We start from the raw sequence: 26,060 nt of genomic DNA on the forward strand, positions 1-26,060 counted from the left end.
GGCCGCTCGCGCGTCAGATCCGGATCCGGACGGGCACCGATTTGGCGGCCGGCGTCTTGGATGCATGGTCGTGATGCGCCAGCGGGATCAGAGGGTTCAATTCGGGATAATAGCCCGCGACGCATCCGTCGGGCAGGCGGTAGGGCGTCACTGCCAGCCCGTCGACTTCGCGCGCCACGCCGTCGCCGGCATCGCTCACCAGCGTCACGCGCTGACCTTCGGAGAGGCCGGCGCGGCGCATCTCCTCGGGGTTCATCAACAGCACTTGGCGCGTCCCCTCGATTCCGCGCAGCCGGTCCGAATAGCCATAGATGGTCGTGTTGAACTGATCGTTCGAGCGCAGCGTGATGAGACGCCAGCGACCGCTTTCATCCGCATATCCGGTGGCGTTGAGCACGTCGGGCACGGTAAACTCGGCCTTTCCGCTTTCGGTCTTCCAGATCCGCTCGCGTGCCGAATTGCCGCGATAGAAACCGCCGGGGGTGAACAGCCGATCGTTGAAATCGGCGAACATGTCCGGATAGGTCGCTTCGATCGCGTCGCGCACCTTGGCATAGTCGCCGACCCACGCGTCCCAGGGGACGTTCGGATTCGGCTCCAGCGTGGCCTTGGCGATTCCGGCGACGATGGCGAGTTCCGAGCGCAGGTCCGGGCTGGGCGGCTTGCGCTTGCCGATCGAGCCATGAATGCAGCTGAGGCTGTCTTCCATCGTAACGACCTGGGGGCCGCTCGCCTGAATGTCCTCTTCACTGCGGCCGAGGCAAGGGAGTAGATAGGCAAGCTGCCCAGTGATCAGATGGCTGCGATTGAGCCGCGTGGCGATGTTGACGGTGAGCCGCATCCGCTGCCACGCCTCTTCCATCCGCCGCGTTTCTGGAATGGCGCGGACGAAATTGCCGCCAAGACTGAGGAACGCCTTGATCGAGCCATCGAGGATGCCTTCGCACGCTTCGACCGTATTCACGCCATCCTCGCGCGGCGGATCGAAGCCGAACTGTTCGGCGAGGCGATCGAGCGGCACCAGCTTCGTCTTTTCGGCGATGCCGACGGTGCGCTGCCCCTGCACGTTCGAATGGCCGCGAACCGGCGAAACACCCGTGCCCTGGCGGCCGATGTTGCCCTTGAGCAGCAACAGATTGACGACGCTGGCGACATTCTCAAACCCGCGAACGTGCTGAGTAAGCCCCATGCCGTAGATGCCGATCGTCCGCTCGGAATCGACGTATATCTGGGCTGCTGACTCAAGGTCGGCGCGGGCGAGGCCGGACTCGCGTTCGATCTCCTCCCACCCGGTGCCGCGCACCTTCGCGACGAACTCGGGGAAGCCGTGGGTGTGCTGTTCGAGGAAATCCCAGTCGAGCACATGTTTGCCGTCCGCGGCCAGGCGCCGGTCGTCCTCGGCCAGCACATGTTTGCAGAGCCCGAGAATCGCGGCGATGTCGCCGCCGGCCTTCACTTGGTGATAATCGCAGGAAATGTCGGTCTTGCCGCCGGTCACCATCTCCGTACTCTGCGGATTGCGGAATTCGAGCAGCCCCTTTTCGCGAAGCGGATTGAAGGTCACGATCCGGCAGCCGCGCTTCGAGGCCTCCGCAAGCGTGTGGAGGAACCGCGGGCTGTTGGTCCCGGTGTTCTGCCCGAAGAAGAAGATCGCGTCGCAATGATTGAAGTCGTCGAGCACCGAGGTGCCGACGGGCGAGCCGATCGTCTTCGAGAGTGCTACCGACGTTGTTTCGTGGCACATGTTCGAACTGTCGGGCAGATTGTTGTGCCCGTAGAGCCGCGCGAACAACGCCCAGGCGTAGCTGGTTTCCAGGCTTGCGCGCCCCGAGGTGTAAAAGACGGTGGATTTCGGTTCCAGGGCGCGCAATTCGGCTCCGATCGCCGCATAGGCTTCTTCCCAGCTACAGGGAACGTAATGGCCGCTCGCCTCGTCGAACCGCATCGGGTGCGTCAGCCGGCCGGCTTCTTCGAGATCATGGTCGCTCCAGCGCTGCAGCTCGGCGACGCTGTGGCGCGCGAAGAAGTCGGGGGTGCAGCGCCGGCGCGTGGCCTCCCACAAAGTGGCCTTGGCGCCGTTTTCGCAGAATTCGAACGGGTGGGGATGCGCGGGCTTGGTCCAGGCGCAGGAAACGCACATGAATCCGCCTGGTTTGTTCTGCCGCGCCAGCGTGCGAAGCGCAGCGGGATCGGTCCCTTCGGTGCGTGCGATACGCGCCATCCCGCGTACCGATCCCCAGCCGCCGCTCGGGCTCGAATAACCGACAGTCCCGTCCTTCGCCTTCTTCATCGCTGCCTCCCGCCACCGGAGAAGTAGAGGCTATTCGCTTGCGCGGGGGAAGCCTATCCTCGGTTAATGCCCGAATGGTCCGAAAGTGCCGCTGTTTCCTTCGCCTGCATTCGCCGCGACGGATCGAGCGCGACGATCAGCCGCACGCTCGCCGGCGAAGTGCCCGTCGCGATCGAAGTGAACGGCATCGGCTATGCGGTGATGATGGCGACGCCGGCGGCGCTCGAGGACTTTGCGACGGGCTTCGTGCTTGCCGAGCGGCTCGTGCGGGACGGGCGGCAGATCGTGGATATCGAGCCGCATCCAGTCGAGGCCGGGGTGCTGCTGCGGGTGACTCTGGCGCCTGATTGCACGGAAGCGCTGCACATGCGCGTCCGCCATCGCGCCAGCGACTCCTCGTGCGGCATCTGTGGGATCGACAGCCTCGAGGCTGCGTTGCGGCCGCTGCCCCGCGTCGCCGCGGCAAGCGAGGCGGGAGCGGGCGCCGTGTTCGATGCGCTGGATGCGCTGAACCGACACCAGCCGCTGAACGCGGAGACCGGCGCGATGCATGCCGCCGCTCTCTGCGCAGCCGATGGTTCGATCCGAATGGTGCGCGAGGACGTTGGCCGTCACAACGCATTCGACAAGCTGATCGGAGCCATGGCGCGCGGCGCGATCGGCTGGAATGGCGGCTTCGCGCTGCTGAGTTCGCGCTGTTCGTTCGAGCTGGTGGAGAAGGCCGTCCTTGCCGGCTGTCCGCTGCTCGCGACGATCTCCGCGCCGACTGCGCTGGCGGTCGAGCGGGCGCGGTCGGCGGGACTGGCGCTGGCGGTTGTGGCGCGCAGCGATTCGCTGCTGTGGCTGGGTCGCGAGGCGCCATGACTCGGATCTTGGGCGCAGTGCTCGCCGGCGGCCGCGCGACGCGATTCGGCTCCGACAAGGCGCTGGCGATGCTCGACGGGCGCACGCTGCTCGATCATGCGCTGGCAACGCTTGTCCCGCATGTCGAGCGTCTGCTGGTCTGCGGGCGACCATGGCGGGATGTCGACTGGGTCGCGGATCGCCCGGCTTCCGAGCTCGGGCCGCTCGGCGGACTGAACGCAGCGCTGCACAGCGCCGCCGCACGCGGGTTCGATGCCGTCCTCAGCACGGCGTGCGACGTTCCGTCGCTGCCGCAGCCGCTTGTGCGACAGCTGGTGAGCCGAGGCAGCGCCGCATTCGTCGCGCAACTCCCCGTCGTCGGCTTCTGGCCGGTCGAGCTGGCGCCACGCCTTGATGCACATCTGGCGGGTGGTGGGGATCGCTCGCTGCGCGGGTGGGGGCGTGCCGCGAACGCGCAGCGAATCGCGGCGGAGAGGGCGCTGACGAATGTCAACACCGAGGCTGATCTGAGCGCGCTGATAGCGAATAGTTAAACAGACATCAGTATATTTCTCATGTCGGCCGGTTTCGAGTAAAGCCCACAGATTCGCGGCAAAAACCGTTTGTTCAAGAGGGGATTGCTATGGGCGGCCTGTTCGCGCCCTTCTGGAACGGGAGTTACGCGCCACACGGCTATTGCCTGCTCTGGCAGCCCGAACTGGTGTGGACGCACGTCATCGCCGACGGCCTGACGGCAGCGGCCTATTTCTCGATTCCGCTCGCGATCATTGCGCTGGTGCGGCAGCGCCGGGACCTCGTCTTCGGCTGGGCCTTCTGGTGCTTTGCGATCTTCATTCTCGCGTGCGGCGTCACCCATCTGATGAGCATCTGGACGCTCTGGCAACCGGTCTATGGCCTTCAGGCGCTCGTCAAGGTGATCACCGCCGGGGCATCGGTCGCGACCGCGGCGCTGCTGTGGCCGCTGCTTCCCCGAGCAGTCGCATTGCCGTCACCGGACCGATTGCAAGCCGCCAATGCCGAGCTGGCGACGATGATCCGCGAGCGCGACACGGCGCTGGAGGAACTGCGCGCACAGATCGCCCAGCGCGAGCGCGTCGAGGCGGCATTGCTTCAGTCGCAGAAGCTGGAGGCGGTCGGTCAACTGACCGGGGGGATCGCGCATGATTTCAACAATCTGCTCCAGGCGGTCGCGGGCAATCTCGAACTGATCGCGCGCAAGCCGGATGATTCCGATCGCGTCGTCCGCTGGGCCGGCGCCGCACTCGACGCCGTCGAGCGCGGGCGCGCGCTGAGCGGACAGCTTCTCGCATTCTCGCGCAAGCAACGGCTCGAACTCGCGCCGGTACCGGTGCAGGAGCTGATCGGCGGGATGCGCGAGCTCGTCGCGCGTGCAGTGGCGCCGCTGTCGCAGGTCGAGATCGCGCCGATCGACCCGCTGCTTCGGGTGGAGGCCGATCCGTTGCAACTCGAGCTGGCGATCCTCAACCTGGCGTTCAACGCGCGCGATGCCATGGGCGACGGCGGTACATTGCGGATTTCCGCTACGAGCGAACGCGGTGTCGCGCCGGCGGGCCTTCCTTTGGGCGACTGGGCGGCGATCACGGTGAGCGACAGCGGGCACGGCATGACGCCTGACGTGCTCGCGCGCGCCACCGAGCCTTTCTTCACCACCAAGGAAGTCGGGCGAGGGACCGGCATGGGACTCGCCATGGTGTTCGGCGTCGTGACTCAGTCCGGCGGGACGGTCCATATCGAATCGGCACCCGGCGAGGGAACGGCGGTGACGCTGTACCTGCGCCAAAGCACGAAGGCGCGCGGCCGCACGCGCACGCCGAAGGATGCCGAGGCGGTGCCGGTGAGTCTGAGGGGTGCGACCATCGCGCTGGTCGATGATGATGCGCAGGTTCGCGCGACGCTCGCCGACATGCTGGAGACGGCTGGAGCGACCGTCGAGCAGGCGGGCGATGGGGCGAGCGCGCTCGAGATGGTCGCGGCACGCCGGCCCGATGTGCTGATCGTCGACTTCGCCATGCCGGGCATGAGCGGAGCCGAGGTGGTACGGCGGATCCGCGAGCAGGATCGGACGCTGCCGATCGTGCTGGTGACCGGCTTCGCCGAGACCGCGGCAATCGAATCGCTCGACAACGGCCAACTGACCATCTTGCGCAAGCCCTTCGAAACGCGTGACTTGCTGCGTCGCGTGCAGAGCCTGCTCGGACACGACTGACGCGGGCTCCGCTGCAAGGCGCGACAGCCGCGGCTTCCATGCTATGCAAGCCGCGAACGTCACAGCAGGAGCCTGGTGCAGCATGATCGATTCGAAGCGGCCGCGCATGATCCCGTTCGCATCGCTCCTTCGCGTCGCTCTGGCGCTCCTGTTTCTCGTTGCTTCTCCGGCGCTGGCCCAGCAGCAGCCGCCGCCGCCTGCCGGCCCGGCCGATGCGAACGGGATCAGCGTCGCGACGCGCCATGCGCCTCCCTTCGTGATCCGCGAAGCGGACGGAAGCTACAGCGGCCTCGCAATCGATCTGTGGAGCGACGTCGCGGCCGATCTCGGCGTGCGCTACACGCTGGAGGAGACCGATCTCGACGGCATGGTCGACGGCGTTGCCGATGGCCGCTACGCGCTCAGCGTCGGCGCCCTGACCGTGACGCCCAGCCGCGAGGAGCAGGTGGATTTCAGCCACCCCTATCACACCACCGGCTTCGGCATCGCCGTGGCGCAGGCGCCGCCCAGCTGGCTGCTGCTGCTGCGCAATTTCTTCAGCTGGGGATTTCTCCAGGCGGTGCTGGCGCTGAGCGCGCTGCTGCTGCTGGTGGGCGTGTGCTTCTGGCTTGCCGAGCGGCGCGACAATTCCGAGGAGTTCGGCGGCGGCCCGGCGAAGGGGATCGGCGCGGGCTTCTGGTTTTCCGCAGTGACGATGACCACCGTCGGCTATGGCGACAAGGCGCCGCGCACCCGGGCGGGCAAGGCCGTCGCGCTCGTCTGGATGTTCGCGGCGATCCTGATCATCTCGACCTTCACCGGGATGATCGCCTCCTCCCTGACCGAGGGGCGGCTGGCGGGCGGGATCCAGGGCCCCGAAGGGCTGACCAGCGCCGCGGTGGGATCGATCGAGGGATCGGCGGCGGACGAGTGGCTGCGCGAGAGCGGCATCGGCTTCTCGAGCTTTCCGAGCGTCGAGGCGGGGCTGGAGGCAGTGGCGGCGGGCGAGATCGACGCCTTCGTCTATGACCGGCCGCTGCTCACCTATCTGCTGAAAGGCGAGGCGGGCAACGCGCTGCGGCTGGTGCCGGGCAGCTTCGGCCGGCAGGATTATGGCTTCGCGCTGCCGCCGGAAAGCCCGATGCGCGAGCGGCTCAATCGCGCCTTGCTCGAACGGATCGAAAGCCGCGCCTGGTCGAATCGGCTGACCCAGGTGCTGGGTCGCGACGACTGACGCTTAGCTTCGCAGTTTTCGCGCCTATTCATTCCGAAAGTTGCGCACGCCCGAAACATCCTTGCGTCGGCGCGCGGCGATCAGCTCGACAGTTGAAAGAGCGTCCGCAAGCGGAGCAGCTGAAATCCTATTTTGCAAGGGTGCCGGGGGAGTGAGGCGGCGGGATATGGGCCGTTTGCGGAATGGCAGCTTTCAGATGCCGCGGCGCACGGGAGACAGACGGACGGCGCGTTTTCCTTGTCCTTGCCATCCACATCCCTCGCGTTGCAACGTCGCGGCGGAGAGCGCGTGCAGATGATTCTCGGCTTACGAACTTACAGGACTATGGCATCAGCGCGGAAGCCGTTGCTGCGCTTCATGCTCGAGGGACTGCGCGCCGCAGGCTGCCGCATCATCTTCGCCTCGCCTGCTGACCGCGCGCCCTTCGTTATCACCTTCGAGACGCGGGAGGGCGAGCGGATGGGCATCGTCGTCTATGCGTTTCTCGCGACGCGCACCCCAACTCGCAACCGGCCAGAGGACGAGCGCAGCTTCCAGGTGAAGTATGGCGGCAAGGAAGGCTATGCCGCGGACAACACGCATGTCCTCTGGCAGGACCCGCTCGGGCTCTTCACGACGTTGCTGGTCGGGATCGACCCCGAGGAAGGGTTCTTTGTCGCTGCCGATCCGGAGGCTCACAATCCGACTAAGTTCTTCATTCGGGTGGAGTTCAAGGACGAGCACGCCGATGCGATCCGTCGTGATGGCTGGCACGCGTGGGAGCGCGCGCGGCGCGGAGGTCCGATGGCGGAGCCGGTGGAGGTGCTCGTCGGCGGCGTCCGCGACAGCTTTCTCGACCTCGTCCGCCTCGAGCGGGCAGGCTATGGGCTTCCCCCTGGCGATCGCCAGCTGCTCGCCGACAAGCGCGAGCTGATTCGCGCGCCGCGTCTCGAGGACGTGGCGAATCTCGATCAGAACGCCATCACCGTCCATCCACTGCTTCGCGAACTGGAACTAGGCGCCGACGAGGTGCTGGAGCTGATCGCCGGCGCGCGCAGGCTGAAGATGGCGGTCCGTGGCTGGGTGGCCGAGGAGCACCTCCGCTCGAGCCTTGCGCGGCTCGACGGCATCACCCATTGCGAGCGTCTGGACGAGGAAGGCGGACCCGACCTTCTTATTCGTTATCGGGACGGCCCGCAGCTCACGATCGAATGCAAGAATGTGCTTCGTGTTATGAATAAAACGCGAAACCTGCCCCGGATCGACTTCCAGCGGACGCGCGCAGCCAAGGGTGACCCGTGCTCGCGCTATTACGCTCCAGACGATTTCGACGTGGTGGCCGGCTGCCTGCATGCAGTAACCGAGCGCTGGGAATTCCGCTACGCCTTGCCCTCCAGCCTCGATGCTCACCAGAAATGCCTTGGCAGGTTGGCGAGTAATGTACTCGTCGACGAGAGGTGGTCGGCTGATCCACGCGGCGCTTTCGAGGCGGTGGCCGCTCGGCTAGGGTCGCGCGCATGACCAAGCCTCGTGTGATTAGCCTCTTCACCGGCGCAGGTGGCCTCGATCTCGGCTTCGAGGCGGCCGGCTTCGAGACCGCTGTTGCCCTTGAGATCGATACGCGGTGCGTCGAGACGCTTCGCGCCAATCGCAGCTGGCCGGTCATCGACGAGGACGTCCTGGAGGTGCCCACCTCGAGGATGCTTGCGGCAGGTAAGCTGCGAGCCGGCGAGGCCGACGTGCTAATCGGCGGACCGCCGTGCCAGCCTTTCTCGAAGTCGGGTTTCTGGGCGAGTGGCGAGGCCAGGCGGCTGAACGATCCACGCGCCGGCACGCTTGGGGCGTACATGCGCGTGCTCGAGGAGGCGCATCCACGCGCGTTCCTGTTGGAGAATGTGGAAGGGCTCGGGTTCCGCGGCAAGGACGAGGGCCTAAAGCTCATCACGTCCGAGCTGGAGCGGATCAACACCGCGCACGGCACGCGCTACACCGCCTCGATCGCTGTGCTGAATGCCGCCGACTTCGGCGTTCCGCAGCTGCGGCGCCGGCTGTTCGTAATCGGCGCAAGGGACGGCACGCGCTTCAACTTCCCCCGGCCGAGTCATGTCGATCCCGACCTTGCGGCGGAAACTGACAACCGCCCCCGCTATCGGACAGCGTGGGATGCGCTGCACGATGTGGAAGTCGACGTCGCCGCGTTGACGCCGAAAGGGAAGTGGGCTGGGCTGCTGCCGTCAATCCCTGAGGGCGAAAACTATCTTTGGCACACCGAACGCGGCGGCGGAGAACCGCTATTCGGCTGGCGGCGGCGCTACTGGTCCTTCCTTTTGAAGCTGGCCAAGACGCGGCCTGCCTGGACCCTGCAAGCGCAGCCGGGTCCAGCGACTGGTCCGTTCCACTGGACGAGCCGCCGGCTCAGCATGCGTGAGATGGCGCGGCTCCAGACCTTCCCGGACGAGTTCGAGGTCACTGGCTCCGTCGCCGATGCGCAGCGGCAGCTCGGCAACGCCGTGCCTTCGCTGCTCGGGGAAGTGCTTGCGCGTGCGATCGCGCGACAGTTGCTCGGGCTCGAGGTAGATCAGGACGAGCTGGCCTTGGCCTTGCGGCAAGCTCCGCCAGCTCCAGGGCCCGAGCGGACGGCAAAGGTGAAGCTCGCTTATCTTGCACTTCGTGGCGCTCATGACGCTCACCCGGGCACCGGCAAGGGTTACCGTGCTTCCGCGCGTTTAGACCTGGCCGCTGCTGAGTAGGATCGGATCTAGCGCCGCGCTCAGCTCCTCGGGGCTCCTAGTCTCGCACTGAACGAACGGCAGCTTCTAGGATCGACTGAGATGGCTCGGAACGACCAGGGGCGCAAAGCAGACGTCCCCGCCCGCGCCCCCCGCACCCCCACCTCCCTATACCTCCGGCAGCGCCCCGCGCAGCTCGTCGATCCACGGCCTTGCCGTCCCGTCGGAAGGGGCGCGCCAGTCGCCCCGGGGGCTTAGTGCGCCGCCGGCGGACACCTTCGGGCCGTTGGGGATGGCGGAGCGCTTGAACTGGCTCGTCTGGAAGAAGCGGATCAGGAAGATCTCGAGCCATTTGGCGATGGTGGCGAGATCATATTCGTTGCGGCCCGCCTCGGGGAAGTCGATCGGCCACAGCCCTTCCTTCGCGTCCCGCCACGCATGCCAGGCGAGGAAGGCGATCTTCGACGGGCGCATGCCGCGGCGCACGACATAGTGGAGGAAGAAGTCGTGCAGCTCATAGGGGCCGATGCGGTCCTGGGTGCTCTGCATGCCGCCCTCGGCATCGGCGGGGACGAGCTCGGGCGAAATCTCGGTGTCGAGGATCGCAGTGAGCACTTCGTCGGTCTGTTCGTCGAACTGGCTCGTCTTGACGCTCCAGCGGATCAGATACTGGATCAGCGTCTTGGGAACGCCGGTGTTGACCGCATAATGGCTCATCTGATCGCCGACGCCATAGGTGCACCAGCCGAGCGCCATTTCGGAAAGATCGCCGGTGCCGACGACGAAGCCCTGCCGCTGATTGGCGAGGCGGAAGAGATAGTCGGTGCGCAGCCCCGCCTGCACATTTTCGAAAGTGATGTCGTACACCGGCTCGCCCTGCGCGAAGGGATGGCCCATGTCGGTCAGCATCTGCCGCGCGGCGGGGGTGATGTCGATTTCCTCGCCGGTGACGCCGAGCGTCTTCATCAGCGTCCAGGCGTTCGACCTGGTGGTGTCGCCGGTGGCGAAGCCGGGCAGTGTGAAGCCGAGAATGTCCGAACGCGGACGGCCGAGCCGGTCCATCGCCTTGGCGGCGACGATCAGCGCATGCGTCGAATCGAGCCCGCCCGAGACGCCGATGACGAGATGCTTCGCGCCGACCGAGACGATGCGCTTGCGCAGCCCCTCGACCTGGATGTTGAAGGCTTCGTAGCAATCCTCCTCGAGCTTCGCCGGCGTATTGGGGACGAAGGGAAAGCGGCGCACGGGGCGGCGCAGGCCGACATCGTCGAACGCGGGATCGTGGCGGAAGCCGATCCGCCGGAAGCGGGTTTCGGGATGGCCCGCGGCGACGGCGGCGTCGTTGAAGGTGGGAAAGCGCATCCGCTCGAGCCGCAGCCGCTCGAGATCGATGTCGGCATAGACCGCTTCGGGGGCGAGATCGAAGCGCTGCGACCCGGCGAGGAACTCGCCGAGCTCGTAGATCAGCCCCTGACCGTCCCAGGCGAGATCGGTGGTGCTCTCGCCCGGCCCGGCGGCCGAATAGAGATAGGCCGAGACGGTGCGCGCCGATTGCGAGGCGCAGAGCAGCTGGCGCTCGCGGCTCTTGCCGATGACGATGTTCGAGGCGGAGAGATTGCACAGCACCAGCGCACCGGCGAGCGCGGCGAGCGAGGAGGGCGGTGTGGGCGCCCAGAAATCCTCGCAGATCTCCATATGGAAGACGAAATCCTCCAGATCCTGCGCGGCGAAGATCAGATCGGTGCCGAAGGGAGCGGTCTGCCCCGCGACCTCGATCTCGAGGCCGGCGAGGCCGATGCCCGAGGCGAACCAGCGCTTTTCGTAATATTCGCGGTAATTGGGCAGGAACTGCTTGGGGACGACGCCGAGGATGCGGCCGCGGTGGATCGCGAGCGCGCAATTGTAGAGCCGCCCGTTGCGGCGCAGCGCCGCGCCGACGCAGAGCACGGGGCGCAGATCGGCGCTCGCCTCGACCAGCCGGGCGATGCCCGCCTCGGTCGCGTCGATCAGCGCGTCCTGGAGATGGAGATCGTCGATCGCATAGGCGCTGATGTTGAGCTCGGGAAAGAGCAGCAGGTCGGCGCCATTGGCATCGCCGTGGCGGGCGGCCTCGATCGCGGCATCGGTGTTGGCGGCGGGATCGCCGACGGTCGCCAGCGGGGTGCACACGCCGGTGCGGATCATCCCCTGGCGGTGAAGCGAATGGAAGGAGTGGGCTGGTTTGGTCACAGTGCCTCCGAGAACATCTCAAGGGCAACGCGCAAACACTCGATTCGTACCGCGCCGCGGCCGATGTCGCCGAAATGCGCCTCGCGATGGCGGGTTTCGCGGCCGATCGCGGCGCAGCCGAAATGGACGAGCCCGGGCTCGTCGTCGGGTCCGCCCGCGCCCGCGAAGCCGGTGATCGAAACGGCGACGTCGGCGCGGCTGGCCTTGAGCGCGCCATCGGCCATGGCGAGCGCGACTTCGCGGCTGACCGCGCCGCAGCCCTTCACCGTATCGCGCGCGATATGGAGCAGCTCGCACTTGGCTTCGTCCGAATAGACGATGAAGCCGCGCTCGAACGCGTGGCTCGCGCCGACCACGTCGGTGAGCAGCGAGGCGAGCATGCCGCCGGTGCAGCTTTCCGCCGTCGCGAGCTTCTTGCGAAGGTCGCAGGCGGCGGAGAGGACCGCGCGCGCGGCGGTGTCGATTTCCGGGGGAAGGGCGGGGGAGAGGGTTTCGCTCATGCCGCCGGTGGTACGCCCGGCGGCGCGGCGCTGCCAATCCCCCGCGAGACGATCAGGCGAGCCTGGACGAATAGATCATCCGGCCCTGGCCGAGCATCGCGAACACGTCGTCGCGCTGCGCCTCGGGCAGGGCGAAGCAGCCCTGGCTGCGGCCGAGCTTGCCGTGGCGGGCGATCATCTCCGGATTGGAATACCACGCGCCGTGGATCACGATCGCGCGGTCGCGCGCGAGATCGTTGGTCGGATCGAGCCCGTCGAGCCGCTGCGAGCGATCATGCTGGCCGACATAATATTCGGACAGGAGATAGGCCCCCTCGCTGGTCGCGTTCGATCCCGGCACGTTCGAGAAGCGCTGGAGGAAGCCGGTGTGCTCCGGATCCGATCCGCTGCCGTGCGAGACGAGCACCGAATGCGATTCGCCGCTGCCCAGATTGATGACGTGGAACCGCGGCCGGTGCGACGGCGCAGTGAAATCGGCGATCGCGATCTTGTCGTGATTGGGGATGCGCATCGAATGCCGGTCGAGCGCGGCGATCGCTTCCTTGAAGATCTCGGGATCGACGCCGCGCGGCGCCTGCGGACGCGTGGCGACGGCGGCCGGAATCGGATCGGGCCGCACCGGCGGCTGCGGCACCGGCACCGCCGGCGCGCTGACGATGCGCGCGGCACGCGGCGTGCACGACGCGGCAAGCGCGCCCCCGCCGACCACCAGCGCCGATCGAAGAAGTGCGCGCCGACTGCGCGCGATGTCCAATGTGTTACTCACGTTACTAATTGCCCTTGGTATCATTCCCGCTTGCTTCTCTTATACCAGAAGGACAGGTGAAATTGGGCTGAACCTGTGTCCCAATCGCAACAATTCAGCGCGGACTCAGCGCGTTTCGCCGAGAATTGGTCGCGTCGAGCGGAACAAGCTTGTCGCTGCACGACGCCGAGCTGGCCAGGATTCGAACGGCACCAATTGCAGATACCATCGTTAACGGAGTACGAACCCTTTGCGGAGCCGCCCCCGGCGGGCCGCGAACCGTTACGGAGACTGCAATGCCCCGCGCCCTCGTGCGCTCCGCCCTGATCCTGGCGCTTGCCGCGATGCCCGCCGCGACGCCGGCGGCCGCACAGGCGGTCCAGGCGGTGTCCGATCGGATCGAGGCGCTGCGGCCCAATCGCTACGTCTGGTTCGATCAGGACCCGCGGCTCGTGCCGGCGCGGCTCGACGCGGGGGGCGAGGTCTCGATCGTCATCAGCATCCCGCAGCAGCGCGCCTATGTCTATCGCGGCGGGACGCTGATCGGCGCGGCGGCGGTTTCGACCGGCAAGCCGGGCAAGGAAACGCCGACGGGCGAATTCACCATCCTCCAGAAGAACCGGCATCACCGGTCGAACCTCTACAGCAACGCGCCGATGCCGTTCATGCAGCGGCTGACCTGGACCGGCATCGCATTGCACGGCGGCCATAATCCGGGCCGGCCGGCGTCGCACGGCTGCATCCGCCTGCCGCACGCCTTTGCCGAGCGGCTGTTCGGCCTCACCGAGATGGGCGGGCTGGTGATCGTGACCGGCGAGGCGATCGACCATCCCGAGATGAACCTGTGGGCGCCCGCGCTGCGCCCCGACACGACTCGGCTGGGCGGCGAGGCATTCAATATCGTGACCGCGAGCGCCGAGCCCAATGTCGCGCCCGGCCGGCCGCTACGCGAAGGGGCGATGTTCCCCGTAACCGCGCCCGACGCCGACTTCGATTCGCCGCCGCCGCCGTTCACGCGCCGCGCGCCCGCGACCTATCCGGGATCCGGCACCAACTAGCCGCCGTCGACCGGGGAACGGGCGATGTGCCGCCGGCGTGGTCCGCGACGAAGCAGCCATGGGCCCCTGCCTGCGCAGGGGCGACGAGGAAGTGGTGACAGAGTTTGCTCCATATCAGGGCGTGTGCGCCGCTTGCGGGATGCGCTAGAGCGGCGAGCATGACGGCAATGGATTTCGATGCGGCGCGCAGCGCGCTGGTGGCGGTGGGGCGCAGGCTGGACGCACGCGGCTGGGCGCCGGCGACGTCGGGCAATTATTCGGCTCGGCTGGACGACGGCAGCTTCGCCGTGACCGTTTCGGGACGGCACAAGGGCCGGCTGACCGAGGACGACATCATGCGCGTGGACACCGAGGGGCAGGCGATCGGGGCGGGAAAGCCGTCGGCCGAGACGGCGCTGCACCTCGCGCTCTATCGCAGCTTTCCCGATGTGAACGCCGTGCTGCACGGCCATTCGCCGCAGGCGGTGGGTCTGAGCCGCGCGGTGCCGGACGCGACCGAATGGGTGTTTCGCGGCCACGAGATGCTGAAGGCGTTTCCCGGGATCACCACCCATGCGGCCGAAGTGCGGCTGCCGATCGTCGACAACAGCCAGGACATGCGCGATATCGAGGCTGCGGTCGGCCCGGCGCTGGTGGCGGAAGGCGTGGCGCCTGCCTATCTGATCCGCAGTCACGGCCTCTATGCCTGGGGCCGCGACCTGGACGAAGCCGAGCGCGTGCTGGAAGCGACCGAATGGCTGATCGCCGCCGAGCTTGCCGAGCGCGGCTTCAGGAACGGAATGAGCGAATGACGCATCTGAGAATCTTCGATTCGAGCGACGGCGCGGCGCCGCACATCGACACGCGCGATCCACATGCGATCGCCGAGGCGCTGGCGCCGCTGGGCGTGCGCTTCGAGCAATGGGGCACGCGCGCGCTGCCCGAGGACGCGAGCTCGGAGGCGGTGCTGGAGGCCTATGCCCCCGAAGTCGAGCGGCTGACGGCGGAGAAGGGCTATCGGTCGGTCGACGTGATCCGGATGACTCCCGAGCATCCCGACCGCGCCGTGCTGCGCACGAAGTTCCTTTCCGAGCACCGCCATTCGGAGGATGAAGTGCGCTTCTTCGTCGAAGGGGAGGGACTGTTCACGCTGCGCGACGAGGACCGCGTCTATGCCGTGCTGTGCGAGGAGGGCGACCTGATCTCGGTACCGGCGGGGATGCGCCACTGGTTCGACATGGGACCGAGCCCGCGCTTCACCGCGATCCGGATGTTCATCAGCCCCGACGGCTGGGTCGCCGATTTTACCGGCGACGCGATCGCGGACCGGTTTCCGCGCCACGAGCCGGCCAGCGCCTGAGCGCGGGCATATCCAACCCGACCGCCGCTTTCCGGCGACTCCATTCCCCAAGCCTCTCCCCCGGCGGGAGGGGAGACGAGCCTCGATGAACCAGCAGCAGCCGAACGCGATCCTCCTCGACATCGAAGGGACGACGAGCAGCATCGCCTTCGTCGCCGATGTCCTGTTTCCCTATGCCGCACGGCATTTGCGCGACTATGTCGAGCGCAATCCCGAACAGGTGGCGCCGATCCTGGCGCAGGTGCCGGGCGACGATCCGGTCGCCACGCTGCTCGGCTGGATCGAGGCCGACGCCAAGGAAACGCCGCTCAAGACGCTGCAGGGGCTGATCTGGGAGGCGGGCTATCGCGACGGCACGATCCGCGGCCACGTCTATCCCGACACCCCCGAGGCGCTGGCGCGCTGGGGAAGGGCGGGGGTGCCCGTCTATATCTATTCGTCGGGATCGGTGGCGGCGCAGAAGCTGCTGTTCGGCCATAGCGAGGCGGGCGACCTGACGCCGCGGATCGCGGGCTATTTCGACACCAATATCGGCCACAAGCGCGAGGCGGATTCCTATGCCGCGATCGCCCGCGCGCTGGCGCTGGAGCCGGCGACGATGCTGTTCGTCTCCGACATCCAGGCCGAAGTCGACGCGGCGCGGGCGGCGGGCATGCAGGCGCTGCTGATCGATCGCGAGGGCGAGCGCGGCGACATTCGAACGCTGGCGGAGGTGCTGCCATGATCCTGGACGGCAAGGCGACGCGATCGATCGCGCGCACCGAAGACGGCAAGGGCGTGCGCATCCTCGACCAGCGGCAGCTCCCCTGGGAAGTCCGCTGGGTCGAGCTGCGCAGCATGGAGGAGGCCGCGGTCGCGATCCGCGAGATGTGGACGCGCGGCGCGCCGATGGTGGGCGCGACGGCGGCCTATGGCCTGGCGATGGCGCTCGCCGTCGATCCCAGCGACGAAGCGCTGCTGGCGGCGCGCGACACGCTGTTGCACACGCGGCCGACCGCAGTGAACCTGCGCTGGGCGCTCGACGCGGTCGGCACCGCGGTCGGCCATCTGCCGCCCGAGGAACGTGCCGAGGCCGCCTTCGCCCGTGCCGACGCGATCTGCGACGAGGATGTCGAGCTGTGCCGCGCGATCGGCGCGAGCGGCCTCGAGCTGATCCGCGCGCTTCATGCGCAAAATCCCGAGCGGCCGGTGCAGATCCTGACTCATTGCAACGCCGGATGGCTGGCGACGGTCGACTATGGCACGGCGACCGCGCCGATCTATCTGGCGCACGACGCGGGCATTCCGGTGCATGTGTGGGTCGACGAGACGCGGCCGCGCAACCAGGGCGCGCTGCTGACCGCGTTCGAGCTGCGCAACCATGGCGTGCCGCACACGGTGGTCGCCGACAATGCCGGCGGGCTGCTGATGATGCAGGGCAAGGTCGATGCAGTGATCGTCGGCACCGACCGAGTGACGGCCAACGGCGACGTGTGCAACAAGATCGGCACGTATCTGAAGGCGCTGGCGGCGCACGACAATGGCGTGCCCTTCTATGTCGCGCTGCCCTACACCACGTTTGACGCCGACCTGCCGAGCGGCGACGTGATCCCGATCGAGGAGCGCGCGGCCGAGGAACTGACCGAAGCGACCGGTCCCGATGCCGAGGGGCGCGTGACGACGATCCGGCTGACCCAGTCGCCGGCCGCCAACCCCGCCTTCGATGTGACGCCCGCGCGGCTGGTGACCGGATACATCACCGAAAAGGGCGTGCTCGACCGCATCGGCGGCTGATACAATCGGACGGAGTTGCGACACGCTTCGGTCGCAATTCCGCCGCGCTCGCGCGCCTTCTATGTCCGGGCGCGCCCTTGTCCCGCTTGCCAGAAAGTCGTCGTCCCTCGTGAAGCTCCCCGCGATCCGCATCGACCGCGACGCATTGCGCGAAGGATTGCGCCGGCGCGGGCCGGGATTCGTGCTGGCGCTGCTGGTGGAGGGGCTGCTGGCGCTGCTGCTGCTGACGATCGTGCCGCAGATCACGCGCGACGAAGTGCCGGTGATGGAAGTGTTCAGCGTCGATCCGGGCAGCGAAGGCGCATCCGCGCCCGAACCCGAGCCGCAGCCCGAGAGCGCACCCGCCGAAGCCGCCGAGCAGGTGCCCGAGCCGCCGGTGCCCGAGCCGCAGGTCGATTCGGCGCCGACTCCGCTCGAGCGTATCGCGCCCCACCCGGTGCCTTCACCGCCGCCGCTGATCCGGCTCGATCCCGACGCGATGGCTTCCGCCGACATCGCCCGGCCGCGCGCGGCGGCGCCGTCGCGCGCCGCGCCGCGCGTCTCTGGCCCGCCCAACCCGGGGCCGCGCCCCGGCTGGGGGGACACGCCGCGCGCCGAGGGGAGCGGGCCGAACGGCGAGCCGCTCTATGCCGCCGCCTGGTATCGCGAGCCGTATGAAAGCGAGATGCGCGGCTATCTCCAGACCGTGCAGGGGCAGGGCTATGGCGTGATCGCGTGCCGAACCGTGCCCGAATATCGCGTCGAGGATTGCGTTCCGGTCACCGAATATCCCGAAGGATCGGGCTATCTGCGCGCGGTGCTGGCGATGGCCTGGCAGTTCCGCGTGCGGCCGCCGCGGCTGGGCGGGCAGCTGCGCTATGGCGAATGGGTGCGCATCCGCATTGAGCGGTCGGGACCGCCGCGCTAGCGGGCGAGCGCCGCGCGCGCGGCGGCGATGCGCTCGAGCGCCGTATCGAGAGTCGCGTCCTGCTTGGCGAAGCAGAGGCGGACGACGCGGGCGACGGGATCCTCGGCATAGAAGGCAGAGACGGGAATCGCCGCCACGCCCGCTTCCTCAAGCAGCAGATCGCAGAAGGCGACGTCGCCGAGGCCGATCCCGCTGGCGGCAAGATCGATCGACAGGAAATAGGTGGCGGCGCTGGGCAGGGTGGCGAAGCCGAGTTCGTGCAGCCCCGCCGCCAGCCGGTCGCGGGAGCTCTGGAAGCCGGCGGCGGTTTCGGCCACCCAGCCGTCCTGCGTCACCAGCCCCTCGGCGACTGCCCATTGCAGGTTGGGCGGCGTGGTGAAGGTGAGGAACTGGTGCGCCTTGCCGAGCCCGCGCGCGAGCTCGGGCGCGGCGCACATCCAGCCCACCTTCCAGCCGGTGAGTGCGAAGATCTTGCCCGCGCTGCCGATCTTCACCGTCCGCTCGCGCATGCCGGGAAAGCCGATCAGCGGCAGATGGCGCGCGCCGTCGAAGGTGACATGCTCCCACACCTCGTCGCAGATCGCAGTGAGATCGTGCGCGACGCAGAAATCGGCGAGCAGCGCCAGCTCCTCGGCCGAGGCCATGCTCGCCGCCGGATTGAGCGGATTGTTGAGCAGCAGCAGCCGCGTCTTCGTCGTGACCGCCGCGTCGAGCGCGTCGCGCGTCACGCGCCAGTGCGGCGGCTCGAGCCGGACGAAGCGCGGCACGCCGCCGGCACGGAGGATCAGCGGGACATAGGCGTCGTAGAGCGGCTGGAAGCACAGCACTTCGTCGCCCGGCTCGATCAGGGCGAGCAGCGACGCGGCCAGCGCCTCGGTGGCGCCCGAAGTGACGATCACTTCGTCGGGCGCGAGGTTCAGCCCCTGATGCCGGGCATAGTGATCGGCGACCGCCTGGCGCAGCTCGGGCAGCCCGGCCATCGGCGGATATTGATTGGACCTTTCGAGCAACGCGCGTGCCGCCGCCTCGAGCACCGGCGCCGGGCCGGTGCCGTCGGCGAAGCCCTGGCCGAGATTGATCGCGCCGCTCGCGCGCGCGCGCGCCGACATGGCTTCGAAGATGGTCGTGCCCATGCGGGCGTAGAGCGGGTTCATGGCGGCGCTTGTGCATTGCGCGGGCCAAGGGCGCAATGCGCGCGCGATGCGGCGGGAGCGGTCTTGCGAAGCCGGGCGGCGCGGGTCCATGGTGCAACCCGCGCTCCACCGGGTTCGTTGGTGGGGTTTCGAAACCGATCAGGATGACGATGACCGACACGCCCCCCGTTCCGAACGAAAACCAGTCCCCCTATCCTATCGAGGAGGCGCCGCACGCGGGCGGCGGCGAGGCGATCTCCGCCGCCAAGGACGCCAAGGAATCGCGCGCGCGCGGGCTTTCGGCGACGACGCTGGGCGTGGGTGCCGCCGTCGGCATCGGATCGGCCGCGATCGTCGCGGCGCTGCTCTATGCCCGCAGCGGCAGGAAGAACGGCGACAAGAGCTAGGCCGCGCGGCGACACGCGCGGCAGGGCCGATTCCAACGCATCGCCGGGAAGAAGAAATGGCGCGCCCGAGGTGAAAGCGGTGGGCTCTCAGATTCTGGGACATCCTGATCCAGCGAGCGGCATCGGCTCGCCTAGAACTTAGCGATGCCTCAGGTCGAGGCTTAGCTGCTCGGCTTGAGCTTCCCGTAAGAAGCTCTCAATCTTACTTGAGCAGAGCCTTGGTAGCGCGTGCCCGTTCCATGACAGCAGGCCATTCGACTGGTAATAGGCCTCTTCCTCATCAGTAAGGTCCTCGTAGGAAAGTTGGGGCGGGAGCCCATATTCCCACTGATCGGCGCGATATCCGTCGCGCAAAAACGCTTGGAACGCGTAGTAGACTTCCCGGACCAACGCTGACCTCTCGACCTTCGCCATCGCGATGTGTTCGTATTCCGGCCCATCATCAACAAGTATCAGCCGGTCGCTCCCCCCGTCCAGTAAGTCGCGATTGACCTGAGCAAAGATGAGGCGTGCCGAAATGCCTTCCTGTGAGAAGGCCCACATAGCGAGCGGTGCCCCGTCGCAGATCTCTTCCAGCCAATCGAGCATTCGTGGAAAGGGATCATCCAAGTGCGTTGCCGACAGGCTTTGTTCTGCTGGCAACAATGCATCTATCCGAAACCAAATCCAGCCAGCGTCACACTCCAGAAATCGGACGCCGATCGGATCAGACGGCCGACGGTCACCTGTCTCGTCCATATCGGCCCAAACCTCGCGTGCTAAGATGGCGCTCAGACATATTTCGGTCAGGAGATAGATGGAACCCGCGCAAAACAGCCAATCCGCAAGGTGGCGCGCCCGGCAGGGTTCGAACCTGCGACCCCAAGCTTAGAAGGCTCGTGCTCTATCCAGCTGAGCTACGGGCGCGCGCGGGCCTTCGTTAGCGTGGATTGCCTAAGCACGGAACCGCGATCATAACGATCCGCATGACCGAGGGGGACGGCAGACCGGTGCAGGTGCGCGCGCGCGAGATCGCGGGCGGCCATTTCCGCTATTTCGATTATGTGATGGTGGCGTTCGTCGTCATCCTGCTGCTGTCGAACGTGATCGGCGCGGGCAAGGTGGCGCAGATCTGGCTGCCGGGCGTGGGCTTTTGGCCGTTCGGCGCCGGGATCCTGTTCTTCCCCGTTTCCTATGTCATCGGCGACGTGCTGACCGAGGTCTATGGCTATGCCCGGGCGCGGCGCGTGATCTGGGCGGGATTCGCCGCCGTGCTGTTCATGGCGCTGATGAGCTGGATCGTCGTGATCCTTCCTCCCGCGCCCGACTGGGAGAATCAGGCCGCCTATGAAGTGATCTTCGGCCAGGTGCCGCGGATCGTGTTCGCATCGGTGATCGCCTTCTGGTGCGGCGAGTTCGTCAACAGCTTCGTGATGGCCAAGATGAAGCTGTGGACCAAGGGCCGGCATCTGTGGAGCCGCACGATCGGATCGACGGTGGCGGGGCAGGGGGTCGACAGCCTGATCTTCTATCCGCTCGCCTTCTGGGGCGCGGACGGCTGGACCAACGAACTGGTGCTGACGGTGCTGGTCACGCAATGGGTGTTGAAAGTGAGCTGGGAAGTGCTGCTGACGCCGGTCACCTATTTAGTGGTAGGGTTCCTCAAGCGGCGCGAAGGCGTCGACGTCTATGACGAGGAAACGAACTTCACGCCCTTCGCCGTCCGCGTCTGACCATGAACATCTTTCAGGAAACGAAGCTGTGGCTCGTCGAGCATCTGCTGCTCGCGAAGGATGCACTGCACATCTATGTCGCGCTGATCCTCTTCTTCGGCGTCGCGCTGGCCTTTCGCTGGCGGATCGGCGGCTGGAAGCCGTGGGCGGTCGTTCTGGCGGCGGCGCTGGCGGGGGAGGCATGGGATATCATCGACACGGCGCGCGCGGGCATCCCGCAGCTGCCGTGGGAGAATCTGAAGGACATCTGGAACACGATGTTCTGGCCGATCGCGATTACCGCGCTGGCGCGGTGGACGCGGGTGTTCGAGCGCGAAGGCTCAGGCGACCGCTTCTAGCAGCCCTTCGAACAGGCGGCGGCCGTCGGTGCCGCCATGGGCGGCTTCGATCCGGCGCTCGGGGTGCGGCATCATGCCCAGCACGTTGCCTTGCGCATTGAGGATGCCCGCGATGCCGCGTGCCGAGCCGTTGACGTCGCCCGCATAGCGGAAGGCGACGCGGCCTTCGCCTTCGAGCCGGTCGAGCGTTTCGGCATCGGCGAAATAATTGCCGTCGTGGTGCGCGACCGGAATCGTGATCTGCTCGCCCGAGCGATAGCCGCTGGTGAAGATCGACTGGCTGTTGTCGACGGTGAGCGGAACGTCGCGGCAGACGAAATCGAGCCGCTCGTTGCGCATCAGCGCGCCGGGCAGGAGCCCGGTTTCGGTGAGCACCTGAAAGCCGTTGCAGATGCCGAGCACCGGCATGCCGCGCTCGGCGGCGTCGGTCACGGCGCGCAGGATCGGCGAGCGGGCGGCGATGGCGCCGCAGCGCAGATAGTCACCGTAGGAAAAGCCGCCGGGCAGCGCGATCAGGCCGATGCCGTCGGGCAGCTCGGTCTCGCGATGCCAGACCATCGCCGGCGCCGTTCCGGTGACCTGTTCGAGCGCGGTCGCGATGTCGCGGTCGCAGTTCGAGCCCGGGAAGACGACGACGGCGGTCTTCACAGCTTTTCGACCCGATAATTCTCGATCACCGTATTGGCGAGGAGCTTGCGGCACATGGCGTCGATATCCGCGTCGCTGGTGCCGTCGGCGACGTCCATCTCGAACAGCTTGCCGGCGCGCACGTCGTCGACCCCGGCGAAGCCGAGCGAATCGAGCGCGTGCTGGATGGCCTTGCCCTGCGGGTCGAGCACGCCGTTCTTGAGCGTCACGATGATGCGGAGTTTCATGCCCCGCCCTATGGCCCCGCCGCGCGCCGCCCGCAAGGGGATCAGAAGTAGCGCGCCACTCCGATGCGGAAGCGGAGCCGATCGTTGGCGAAATAGGGGAGCGAGGAATCGGTGCGGGTGTAGCTGGCGCTGAGCTGGGGCGAGAAGCCGAGCAGCCGGATCTTGCGATTGCCCAACGTGGCGCGCGCGGTGTAGCGCCAGTCCTCGCGCGGATCGGGCGAGAAGAAGGCCATCGGCGCATCATATTCGGCGCGGCTGACCGTGCCCGACAGGCCGAAGCTGATGCCATGCGCCAGTTCGCCGCCGACGCCGGCGATCACGCCGAGTTCGGTGCTCGAATAAGTCTCCGCACCCAGCGAATCGCGCCGTCCGAACACGCCGCCGGACACGACGATCGCGCGCGCGACCGCACGCTCATAGGTGGCATAGGCGCCGATCTGCCAGCCGCTATAGGCATCGTCGAAGCGGGCCTCGGTGTGCCGCGCGTCGAGCTGGAGGCCGATCTGTTCGCGGTCGCTGAGCCGGGCCTGGAAGCCGGTCTTCACGCCCGCCTGACGGCTGACGAGATCGCCGCCGTACCAGCGCTGGGCGCCGACTGCCTGCACCGAGACGCTGGCGGCGGAGGAGAGACGGAATTCGGGGCCGGCGGCGAGCTGGACGAGATAATCGTCGTAGGATTCGCCGGAAAAATTGGTGCCGCTGCTGTCGAGATCGACGAGCATCAGCGTGCCCTCGGCAACCGGCAGCCGCAGCCCGGCGGATACGACCGCGCTCTGGCCGGTGCCCGAACGGGCGCGCGCCTCGTCGTCGAGCGTGAGCGGGATCGGCGTGTCGCCGAAGAGGATGTTGATGCGCTCTGCATCGGTGGCGTTGTTGATGTTGCTGTCGGGCACGAGCGCGAAATCGACGTCGAAGCGCCAGCCGCGCTGCTGGCGGATCACGTCGCGCACCGCGCGGATCGTGCGGGCGACGTCGGGCGGCAGATCCTGGTCCTGCGCGGCGATGCGGAACTGGCGGTCGGCGCTCGCGGTCTTGCCCATCGCCAGCATGGCGCGGGCGAGCTCGAGCCGCACGCGGGTCTGGCTCGGATCGTCGGCCAGGATCGCGCTATAGTGTTCGGCGGCGGCGGCGTGATCGCCCGCGGCGGAGGCGGCGATTCCGGTGAGGAAGCGCGTTTCGAGCCGCAGCGCCGGGACATGGGCGAGCGCCTGGAGCATCGGCCGCGCCTCTTCGGTGCGGCCCGCCAGCACGAGCCGCTGTGCCTCGGCGAGAAGTTGAGCGGGCGTGAGCCGCGCGACGCAGGTGGACGCGACGCACCGGTCGATCAGCGCCTGCGACTGCGCCTGCCCATGGGACTGCGCCTGCGCCTGCGCCTGAGCGGGCAGGGCGGCGGCGAGCGGCGCCACCAGCAGCAGCGCCGCCCCGGCGAGCCGGGGGAGACGCATCAGCGCTTGCCCGTGAACGCACCCAATATGTCGACGCGCTGATCGGGGATTCCGCCGACGACGCGGAAGCCGCCGCCGATTTCCTCGCCATTGGGGCCGAAGAAGGCGCCGTCGATGCTCGATCCGGCGACGTTCACGCTGATCTCGCGCGCGCCGTTCGCAAAGGTGAAGCCGGCCGGCGCGGTGAAGACGAAATTTCCGCCATCGGCGAACGAGCCGATGAACCCGCCGGTGCCGGCGAGATCGATCCGCGCGGTGCCGCTGCCGGTGAAGCTGCTGCCGGCCGTGACGAAAGCGGTCTGCGGCCCGGTTTCATAGTCGTAATACGGATCGAGGACGATTCCGGCCAGCGAGAGCGTGAGGTTGCCCGTGGCGAAGTTCACGCTGACGTTCGAGCGACCCGAGAGCCACTGGAAATAGGTAGGGAGAACGGCCCCCATGTCGCCGTCGAAAGTGGGGTTATAGACCATCGTCGCGAGCATGTTGCCGCTGTAGCTGCCGCTGCCGCTGGTCGGGACGGCGCCATTGCTGGTCTGCACGCCATAGGCGAAGGCGCCGCGCTCGAGATGCCAGCGCGTCTGCTTGATCGTGGTGCCGCCGACCGTGACTTCCTCGAAACCCAGCGCATTGCGGACATAGCCGGCCAGGCTGACATAGCGGGTATTGGTGCCCGGCTTTTCGTAGAAGAGCGTCGTCGAGGTGTAGCTCGAGCCGACCTCGCCGTTCGGCGCGGTGTCGTTGTCGCCCGGATCGACGAAGCCGGTGCCGCTCCAGCTATAGGGTGCGCGCGGATCGCCGTCGCCGGCCTGGAGATACTGGACGTCGGGGTTCGCGGCCGCGCCGGCGGGAAGTCCGTTCAGATTGGGGACGCCCCACTGCGGCTGCTGCGCTCCACCGAAGTTGGTGCGTGCCGCCGGATCCTGGAAGCGGGTGCCGGCCGCGGCGCCGCTCTTGGGATCGTTGATCGTGAGGGTGAAGATCGCCGAGCGCGGATCATAGGCGACCGCGATCTCGCTGTTGCGGACGGTGCTCGCCTCGCCCGAATAGATCTGGCCCTGCTGATCGCAGCAGTTTCGCGAATCGGTGGTATATTCATAGACCTGGACGCCGCCGATGCCGGTGTAGCTGCGCGCCTCGACGGGGTTCACGAACTGGCTGTAGCTGTCCGTGGGAGCAGGGGTGCCGCCGCCCGAGGGCGGGGCGACGCTGCCGACCGTCTGCGGCGAAGTGTCGCCGCCGCAGGCCGCGAGCGTGAGCCCGCCGGCGAGGACGACATAGTTCCGGATCGAGCGCATCGCGAAGTTCCTCTGCTGCGTATCGCCGCAGAAGTACCGGTGCGATGGTTAAGAAGCCTTTTAAGCGGGCCGCGCCGCGCTGCCTTTCGGACGATATCAGACGCCGGAGCGGGGCCGGCTCAGCGGCCCCGGCGCTTGCGGTGCGATTCGAGGTCGAGCACTGCCGAATCCGCGCCCTCCGGCAGCAGCCCGAGCCGGCGGGCGACTTCCTGATAGGCTTCGACTTCGCCGCCGAGATCGCGGCGGAACCGATCCTTGTCGAGTTTTTCATTGGTCGCCATGTCCCACAGGCGACAGCCGTCGGGGCTGATTTCGTCGGCGAGGATCACGCGCGGATAGTCATTGTCCCAGATGCGGCCGAATTCGAGCTTGAAGTCGACCAGGCGGATGCCGATGCCGGCGAACAGGCCCGAGAGGAAATCGTTCACCCGGATCGCCATGTCGGCGATGTCGTGCAATTCCTCCTGCGCCGCCCAGCCGAAGGCGAGGATATGCTCGTCGGTCACCATCGGATCGTTGAGCGCATCGTCCTTGTAATAATATTCGATGATCGTGCGCGGCAGCTGCGACCCTTCCTCGATGCCGAGGCGGGTGGCGAGGCTGCCGGCGACGACATTGCGCACCACGACTTCGATCGGGATGATCTCGACCTGGCGAATGAGCTGCTCGCGCATGTTGAGACGGCGGATGAAGTGAGTCGGAATGCCGATCCCGCCCAGCAGCGTGAAGACATGCTCGCTGATGCGATTGTTGAGCACGCCCTTGCCGTTGATCGTGCCCTTCTTCTGCGCGTTGAACGCAGTGGCATCGTCCTTGAAATACTGGATCAGCGTGCCCGGTTCGGGACCCTCGTACAGGATCTTGGCCTTGCCTTCGTAAATCTGGCGGCGGCGCGGCATGCGACGGGTCCCCTGAAATGCGCTGCCCCGGCGGCGCGGGTCACGCGCTCGTGCCGGGGCGAAGGCTTGCGGCTATAGCCAAAGGACCGGCGGGGCGCAATCA

26 protein-coding genes and 1 tRNA gene are annotated in these 26,060 nt (G+C 67.3%); 15 read left to right on the forward strand and 12 right to left on the reverse strand.

Annotation, left to right across the window (positions count from 1 at the left end; translation table 11 throughout):
* Positions 1–13: 13 nt before the first annotated feature.
* The gene (locus tag ACQ450_RS01385; RefSeq protein WP_431470207.1) at positions 14–2,290 is read right to left on the reverse strand and encodes an FdhF/YdeP family oxidoreductase; all 2,277 of its coding nucleotides are present in this window, start codon (positions 2,288–2,290) and stop codon (positions 14–16) included.
* Positions 2,291–2,356: 66 nt separating this feature from the next.
* Here ACQ450_RS01385 and fdhD point away from each other — a divergent pair, with 66 nt between their 5' ends.
* The 6 genes from fdhD to ACQ450_RS01415 all read left to right on the forward strand — a co-directional run bounded on the left by fdhD (position 2,357) and on the right by ACQ450_RS01415 (position 9,323).
* On the forward strand, positions 2,357–3,154 hold the full coding sequence (fdhD, locus tag ACQ450_RS01390; protein ID WP_431470208.1) for a formate dehydrogenase accessory sulfurtransferase FdhD: 798 nt from the start codon (positions 2,357–2,359) through the stop codon (positions 3,152–3,154).
* Entirely contained in the window at positions 3,151–3,687 is a 537-nt protein-coding gene (gene mobA / locus ACQ450_RS01395; RefSeq protein WP_431470209.1) for a molybdenum cofactor guanylyltransferase, read from the forward strand. The genes fdhD and mobA overlap by 4 nt, the downstream gene beginning before the upstream one ends.
* An 89-nt stretch (positions 3,688–3,776) precedes the next feature.
* Entirely contained in the window at positions 3,777–5,381 is a 1,605-nt protein-coding gene (locus ACQ450_RS01400) for a response regulator (protein WP_431470210.1), read from the forward strand.
* An 82-nt stretch (positions 5,382–5,463) separates the two neighbouring features.
* On the forward strand, positions 5,464–6,594 hold the full coding sequence (locus tag ACQ450_RS01405) for a transporter substrate-binding domain-containing protein (protein ID WP_431470211.1): 1,131 nt from the start codon (positions 5,464–5,466) through the stop codon (positions 6,592–6,594).
* Positions 6,595–6,939: 345 nt separating this feature from the next.
* Positions 6,940–8,094 carry a hypothetical protein gene (locus ACQ450_RS01410; RefSeq protein ID WP_431470212.1) on the forward strand — a complete coding sequence of 385 codons (1,155 nt, stop codon included), beginning with the start codon at positions 6,940–6,942 and terminating at the stop codon, positions 8,092–8,094.
* A complete protein-coding gene (locus ACQ450_RS01415; RefSeq protein ID WP_431470213.1) occupies positions 8,091–9,323 on the forward strand; it encodes a DNA cytosine methyltransferase in 1,233 nt (410 codons plus the stop codon). Before ACQ450_RS01410 ends, ACQ450_RS01415 begins: the two co-directional genes overlap by 4 nt.
* A gap of 147 nt (positions 9,324–9,470) precedes the next feature.
* Here ACQ450_RS01415 and ACQ450_RS01420 read toward each other — a convergent pair whose 3' ends face one another.
* The 3 genes from ACQ450_RS01420 to ACQ450_RS01430 are packed head-to-tail and all read right to left on the reverse strand — an operon-like array spanning position 9,471 to position 12,797.
* A complete protein-coding gene (locus ACQ450_RS01420) occupies positions 9,471–11,486 on the reverse strand; it encodes an NAD(+) synthase (RefSeq protein ID WP_431471254.1) in 2,016 nt (671 codons plus the stop codon).
* A gap of 41 nt (positions 11,487–11,527) precedes the next feature.
* Positions 11,528–12,031, reverse strand: a complete 504-nt coding sequence (locus ACQ450_RS01425) for a CinA family protein (protein WP_188054770.1) — start codon at positions 12,029–12,031, stop codon at positions 11,528–11,530.
* A gap of 52 nt (positions 12,032–12,083) precedes the next feature.
* The gene (locus tag ACQ450_RS01430) at positions 12,084–12,797 is read right to left on the reverse strand and encodes a murein L,D-transpeptidase catalytic domain family protein (protein WP_431470214.1); all 714 of its coding nucleotides are present in this window, start codon (positions 12,795–12,797) and stop codon (positions 12,084–12,086) included.
* Positions 12,798–13,072: 275 nt separating this feature from the next.
* Here ACQ450_RS01430 and ACQ450_RS01435 point away from each other — a divergent pair, with 275 nt between their 5' ends.
* From ACQ450_RS01435 to ACQ450_RS01460, 6 genes are all read left to right on the forward strand, one after another.
* The gene (locus ACQ450_RS01435) at positions 13,073–13,834 is read left to right on the forward strand and encodes a L,D-transpeptidase family protein (RefSeq protein WP_431470215.1); all 762 of its coding nucleotides are present in this window, start codon (positions 13,073–13,075) and stop codon (positions 13,832–13,834) included.
* A 158-nt stretch (positions 13,835–13,992) separates the two neighbouring features.
* Positions 13,993–14,625 (forward strand): methylthioribulose 1-phosphate dehydratase, encoded by a 633-nt coding sequence (locus tag ACQ450_RS01440; protein ID WP_431470216.1) that lies wholly within the window; start codon positions 13,993–13,995, stop codon positions 14,623–14,625.
* A complete protein-coding gene (locus ACQ450_RS01445) occupies positions 14,622–15,173 on the forward strand; it encodes a 1,2-dihydroxy-3-keto-5-methylthiopentene dioxygenase (protein WP_431470217.1) in 552 nt (183 codons plus the stop codon). The genes ACQ450_RS01440 and ACQ450_RS01445 overlap by 4 nt, the downstream gene beginning before the upstream one ends.
* Positions 15,174–15,258: 85 nt before the next feature.
* Positions 15,259–15,897, forward strand: coding sequence for an acireductone synthase (mtnC, locus tag ACQ450_RS01450; protein ID WP_431470218.1), 639 nt, complete (start codon positions 15,259–15,261; stop codon positions 15,895–15,897).
* Positions 15,894–16,946 carry an S-methyl-5-thioribose-1-phosphate isomerase gene (gene mtnA / locus ACQ450_RS01455; RefSeq protein ID WP_431470219.1) on the forward strand — a complete coding sequence of 351 codons (1,053 nt, stop codon included), beginning with the start codon at positions 15,894–15,896 and terminating at the stop codon, positions 16,944–16,946. Before mtnC ends, mtnA begins: the two co-directional genes overlap by 4 nt.
* 109 nt (positions 16,947–17,055) lie before the next feature.
* Positions 17,056–17,853 (forward strand): hypothetical protein, encoded by a 798-nt coding sequence (locus ACQ450_RS01460; protein ID WP_431470220.1) that lies wholly within the window; start codon positions 17,056–17,058, stop codon positions 17,851–17,853.
* Here ACQ450_RS01460 and ACQ450_RS01465 read toward each other — a convergent pair.
* On the reverse strand, positions 17,850–19,007 hold the full coding sequence (locus tag ACQ450_RS01465; protein ID WP_431470221.1) for an aminotransferase: 1,158 nt from the start codon (positions 19,005–19,007) through the stop codon (positions 17,850–17,852). The genes ACQ450_RS01460 and ACQ450_RS01465 overlap by 4 nt on opposite strands.
* Before the next feature lie 149 nt (positions 19,008–19,156).
* Between ACQ450_RS01465 and ACQ450_RS01470 the strand changes: the two genes are divergently transcribed.
* Positions 19,157–19,393, forward strand: coding sequence for a hypothetical protein (locus ACQ450_RS01470; protein WP_431470222.1), 237 nt, complete (start codon positions 19,157–19,159; stop codon positions 19,391–19,393).
* A gap of 138 nt (positions 19,394–19,531) precedes the next feature.
* Here ACQ450_RS01470 and ACQ450_RS01475 read toward each other — a convergent pair whose 3' ends face one another.
* The gene (locus ACQ450_RS01475; RefSeq protein WP_431470223.1) at positions 19,532–20,131 is read right to left on the reverse strand and encodes a hypothetical protein; all 600 of its coding nucleotides are present in this window, start codon (positions 20,129–20,131) and stop codon (positions 19,532–19,534) included.
* 91 nt (positions 20,132–20,222) lie between these two features.
* Positions 20,223–20,299 (reverse strand) — tRNA-Arg (locus ACQ450_RS01480).
* Positions 20,300–20,358: 59 nt separating this feature from the next.
* Between ACQ450_RS01480 and ACQ450_RS01485 the strand changes: the two genes are divergently transcribed.
* Both ACQ450_RS01485 and ACQ450_RS01490 read left to right on the forward strand, forming a co-directional pair.
* On the forward strand, positions 20,359–21,105 hold the full coding sequence (locus tag ACQ450_RS01485; RefSeq protein WP_431470224.1) for a queuosine precursor transporter: 747 nt from the start codon (positions 20,359–20,361) through the stop codon (positions 21,103–21,105).
* 2 nt (positions 21,106–21,107) lie between these two features.
* Positions 21,108–21,443: a hypothetical protein gene (locus ACQ450_RS01490; protein ID WP_431470225.1), complete on the forward strand. Its 336-nt coding sequence runs from the start codon at positions 21,108–21,110 to the stop codon at positions 21,441–21,443.
* Here ACQ450_RS01490 and purQ read toward each other — a convergent pair.
* The 5 genes from purQ to purC form a co-directional block, all read right to left on the reverse strand.
* Positions 21,426–22,091 (reverse strand): phosphoribosylformylglycinamidine synthase subunit PurQ, encoded by a 666-nt coding sequence (purQ, locus tag ACQ450_RS01495; RefSeq protein WP_188054782.1) that lies wholly within the window; start codon positions 22,089–22,091, stop codon positions 21,426–21,428. The two genes, ACQ450_RS01490 and purQ, sit on opposite strands and share 18 nt — an antisense overlap.
* Positions 22,088–22,318, reverse strand: coding sequence for a phosphoribosylformylglycinamidine synthase subunit PurS (purS, locus tag ACQ450_RS01500; RefSeq protein ID WP_431470226.1), 231 nt, complete (start codon positions 22,316–22,318; stop codon positions 22,088–22,090). Before purS ends, purQ begins: the two co-directional genes overlap by 4 nt.
* Positions 22,319–22,359: 41 nt before the next feature.
* Complete coding sequence (locus tag ACQ450_RS01505; RefSeq protein ID WP_431470227.1) at positions 22,360–23,763, reverse strand: surface lipoprotein assembly modifier; 1,404 nt, start codon at positions 23,761–23,763, stop codon at positions 22,360–22,362.
* Entirely contained in the window at positions 23,763–25,058 is a 1,296-nt protein-coding gene (locus ACQ450_RS01510; protein WP_431470228.1) for a transferrin-binding protein-like solute binding protein, read from the reverse strand. Before ACQ450_RS01510 ends, ACQ450_RS01505 begins: the two co-directional genes overlap by 1 nt.
* A gap of 119 nt (positions 25,059–25,177) precedes the next feature.
* Positions 25,178–25,957 (reverse strand): phosphoribosylaminoimidazolesuccinocarboxamide synthase, encoded by a 780-nt coding sequence (purC, locus tag ACQ450_RS01515; protein WP_188054786.1) that lies wholly within the window; start codon positions 25,955–25,957, stop codon positions 25,178–25,180.
* Between the last annotated feature and the right edge of the window lie 103 nt (positions 25,958–26,060).

Origin of the sequence: Sphingosinithalassobacter sp. LHW66-3 (assembly GCF_050703275.1) — a bacterium.
GTDB lineage: Bacteria > Pseudomonadota > Alphaproteobacteria > Sphingomonadales > Sphingomonadaceae > Sphingomonas.

Coding starts and splice junctions, on each gene's coding strand:
- ACQ450_RS01385 (WP_431470207.1), bottom strand. CDS start 2,290: ATGAAGAAGGCGAAGGACGGGACTGTCGGTTATTCGAGCCCGAGCGGC.
- fdhD (WP_431470208.1), top strand. CDS start 2,357: ATGCCCGAATGGTCCGAAAGTGCCGCTGTTTCCTTCGCCTGCATTCGC.
- mobA (WP_431470209.1), top strand. CDS start 3,151: ATGACTCGGATCTTGGGCGCAGTGCTCGCCGGCGGCCGCGCGACGCGA.
- ACQ450_RS01400 (WP_431470210.1), top strand. CDS start 3,777: ATGGGCGGCCTGTTCGCGCCCTTCTGGAACGGGAGTTACGCGCCACAC.
- ACQ450_RS01405 (WP_431470211.1), top strand. CDS start 5,464: ATGATCGATTCGAAGCGGCCGCGCATGATCCCGTTCGCATCGCTCCTT.
- ACQ450_RS01415 (WP_431470213.1), top strand. CDS start 8,091: ATGACCAAGCCTCGTGTGATTAGCCTCTTCACCGGCGCAGGTGGCCTC.
- ACQ450_RS01420 (WP_431471254.1), bottom strand. CDS start 11,486: ATGATCCGCACCGGCGTGTGCACCCCGCTGGCGACCGTCGGCGATCCC.
- ACQ450_RS01425 (WP_188054770.1), bottom strand. CDS start 12,031: ATGAGCGAAACCCTCTCCCCCGCCCTTCCCCCGGAAATCGACACCGCC.
- ACQ450_RS01435 (WP_431470215.1), top strand. CDS start 13,073: ATGCCCCGCGCCCTCGTGCGCTCCGCCCTGATCCTGGCGCTTGCCGCG.
- ACQ450_RS01440 (WP_431470216.1), top strand. CDS start 13,993: ATGACGGCAATGGATTTCGATGCGGCGCGCAGCGCGCTGGTGGCGGTG.
- ACQ450_RS01445 (WP_431470217.1), top strand. CDS start 14,622: ATGACGCATCTGAGAATCTTCGATTCGAGCGACGGCGCGGCGCCGCAC.
- mtnC (WP_431470218.1), top strand. CDS start 15,259: ATGAACCAGCAGCAGCCGAACGCGATCCTCCTCGACATCGAAGGGACG.
- mtnA (WP_431470219.1), top strand. CDS start 15,894: ATGATCCTGGACGGCAAGGCGACGCGATCGATCGCGCGCACCGAAGAC.
- ACQ450_RS01465 (WP_431470221.1), bottom strand. CDS start 19,007: ATGAACCCGCTCTACGCCCGCATGGGCACGACCATCTTCGAAGCCATG.
- ACQ450_RS01470 (WP_431470222.1), top strand. CDS start 19,157: ATGACCGACACGCCCCCCGTTCCGAACGAAAACCAGTCCCCCTATCCT.
- ACQ450_RS01475 (WP_431470223.1), bottom strand. CDS start 20,131: ATGGACGAGACAGGTGACCGTCGGCCGTCTGATCCGATCGGCGTCCGA.
- ACQ450_RS01485 (WP_431470224.1), top strand. CDS start 20,359: ATGACCGAGGGGGACGGCAGACCGGTGCAGGTGCGCGCGCGCGAGATC.
- ACQ450_RS01490 (WP_431470225.1), top strand. CDS start 21,108: ATGAACATCTTTCAGGAAACGAAGCTGTGGCTCGTCGAGCATCTGCTG.
- purS (WP_431470226.1), bottom strand. CDS start 22,318: ATGAAACTCCGCATCATCGTGACGCTCAAGAACGGCGTGCTCGACCCG.
- ACQ450_RS01505 (WP_431470227.1), bottom strand. CDS start 23,763: ATGCGTCTCCCCCGGCTCGCCGGGGCGGCGCTGCTGCTGGTGGCGCCG.
- ACQ450_RS01510 (WP_431470228.1), bottom strand. CDS start 25,058: ATGCGCTCGATCCGGAACTATGTCGTCCTCGCCGGCGGGCTCACGCTC.
- purC (WP_188054786.1), bottom strand. CDS start 25,957: ATGCCGCGCCGCCGCCAGATTTACGAAGGCAAGGCCAAGATCCTGTAC.